The organism is Xanthomonas sp. SHU 308, assembly GCF_000364645.1.
Classification (GTDB): Bacteria; Pseudomonadota; Gammaproteobacteria; order Xanthomonadales; family Xanthomonadaceae; genus Xanthomonas_A; species Xanthomonas_A sontii.
Map to the genome: position 1 here is coordinate 1 of NZ_AQOK01000353.1, position 2,103 is coordinate 2,103.

At 74.1% G+C, this 2,103-nt stretch carries 3 protein-coding genes; all 3 read left to right on the forward strand.

Going from position 1 to position 2,103, the window contains the following annotated elements:
* Positions 1 to 1,075, forward strand: a 1,075-nt coding sequence (locus D588_RS0112355; RefSeq protein WP_017916211.1) for a penicillin-binding protein activator, incomplete at its 5' end; no start/stop codon positions are given.
* Complete coding sequence (locus D588_RS0112360) at positions 1,065 to 1,433, forward strand: YraN family protein (RefSeq protein ID WP_026143653.1); 369 nt, start codon at positions 1,065 to 1,067, stop codon at positions 1,431 to 1,433. The genes D588_RS0112355 and D588_RS0112360, both read left to right, overlap by 11 nt.
* A 1-nt stretch (position 1,434) precedes the next feature.
* Entirely contained in the window at positions 1,435 to 1,986 is a 552-nt protein-coding gene (locus D588_RS0112365) for a metal-dependent hydrolase (protein ID WP_017916213.1), read from the forward strand.
* Positions 1,987 to 2,103 lie beyond the last annotated feature (117 nt).

Below are 2,103 nucleotides of genomic sequence, written 5' to 3' on the forward strand. Positions count from 1 at the left end.
CGGCCTGGCGCTGCCGCGTCCGTTCGACCGCGGCGAGCAGTGGGGCTTCGACACCAGCAAGCGGCCGCCGGCCGAACGCGACGGCTATCGCCCGCCGGCCAAGCTGGCGGTGCTGCTGCCGCTGAGCGGCAGCCTGGCCACCGCGGCCGCGCCGGTGCGCGACGGTCTGCTTGCCGGCTACTACGGCGAGACCCGGCGGCGTCCTGCGATCGACTTCATCGACACCACCGGGACCCCGGCCGGTGCACTGGCCGCCTATCAGAAGGCGGTCGACGGCGGCGCCGACTTCGTGGTCGGCCCGCTCGGCCGCGACGAGGTCACCGCGTTGTTCGGGCGCGACGCGCTGCCGGTGCCGGTGCTGGCGCTGAACCGCGGCACCCACGCGCCGCCGGGCGGCAGCGCCGGCTTCTCGCTGGCGCCGGAAGACGACGGCATCGCCGCCGCCGAGTACCTGCTGGCGCACGAACGCCGCAATACGCTGGTGATCGGCAGCAACGACGACAACGGCCGCCGTGCGGTGGCCGCGTTCCGCGACCGCTTCAGCGAGCGCGGCGGCAAGGTCGCCGGCAGCGTCAGCGTCGCCGACACCCCGGGCGACATCGGCGCGCAACTGCGCAACGCCGGCGCCGCCGACTCGGTGCTGCTGGCGGTGAAGGGCAATACCGCCCGCGCGCTGGCGCCGCAACTGGCGCTGGCCGGTTTCGCCGGCAAGACCCGGGTGGCCACCTCGCAGTTGGTGCTGGGCACCGGCAAGCCGGAGGACGACCTGGTGCTGGACGGCATCGTCTACCCGAGCGAGCTGTGGAACGTGCGCGGCGTCGGCGGCCTGCCGGCGGCGACCAGCGTGGCCGACATGCTGCCGACCGCGCGCGGCCCGGCCGGGCGCCTGTTCGCGTTCGGCTACGACGCCTGGCAGATCACCGCGTACCTGGAAAAGCTGGCGACCGGCAAGGACAGCGGCCTGCGCGGCGCCACCGGCGTGCTGCACCTGGACGGCTTCGGCAACATCGTGCGCACCCCGGCCTGGTCCACTTTCAGCGGCGGGCGCCCGACCCCGCTGCCCGATGGAAACTGAGCGGCGCCGACGCGGCAATGCGGTGGAAGCGGCGGCGCGCGCCGAACTGGAGCGCGCCGGCCTGCGCCTGATCGCCGCCAACGTCGCCTTCCGCGGCGGCGAGCTGGACCTGGTGATGCAGCAGGCGCAGAGCCTGGTGTTCGTCGAAGTGCGCTACCGGCGCAGCGCCGCATTCGGCGGCGGCGCGGCCTCGGTCGATCTGCGCAAGCGCCGCCGCCTGCTGCTGGCGGCGCAGCTGTTCCTGGCCGCGCATCCGCAGTACGCCAACTGGCCGTGCCGCTTCGACGTGGTCGAGGCCGAAGGCGATCCGCCGCGGCTGACCTGGCTGCGCGACGCGTTCCGCGCCGAGGACTGCTGAGGTGCCCAGCGTCTTCACCCACGCCGCGGTGCCGCTGGCGCTGTGGGCCGCCGCCGATCGCGGCCGCATCTCCACCCGCCTGCTCGGCGCCGGCATCGTCGCGGCGATGCTGCCCGACGCCGACGTGCTCGGCTTCGCCCTGCACATCCCTTACGCCGACGCCTTCGGCCATCGCGGCGCCAGCCACTCGCTGTTGTTCGCCGCGGTACTGGGCGTGCTCGGCGCGTTGCTGCACCGGCCCCTGCGCGCCGGCGCGCTGCAGGCGGCCGTCTGGCTGTTCGTCTGCACCGCCTCGCATCCGCTGCTCGATGCGATGACCTCCGGCGGCCTCGGCGTGGCCCTGGGGTGGCCGTGGAGCGAACAGCGCTGGTTCGCGCCATGGCGGCCGATCCGGGTCTCGCCGTTCGCCAACGGTTTCTTCAGCGCGCGCGGCATGGCCACGCTGTGGTCCGAACTACGCTGGGTGTGGCTGCCGCTGGCGCTGGCGGTGCTCACCTGGAAACTGCTGCAGCCGCCCTCGCCCTCCACTTCGTCGTCGCCACCTTCGCCATGACCACCGCCTTGCCCACCGCGCTCACCGACACCCTTTCCGCCCTGCTCGGCACCGAAGGCTGGCGCACCGATGCCGACAGCCGCCGCAGCTATGGCGAGGACGATTCGCGGCGCTGGG

Coding starts and splice junctions, on each gene's coding strand:
- D588_RS0112360 (WP_026143653.1), top strand. CDS start 1,065: ATGGAAACTGAGCGGCGCCGACGCGGCAATGCGGTGGAAGCGGCGGCG.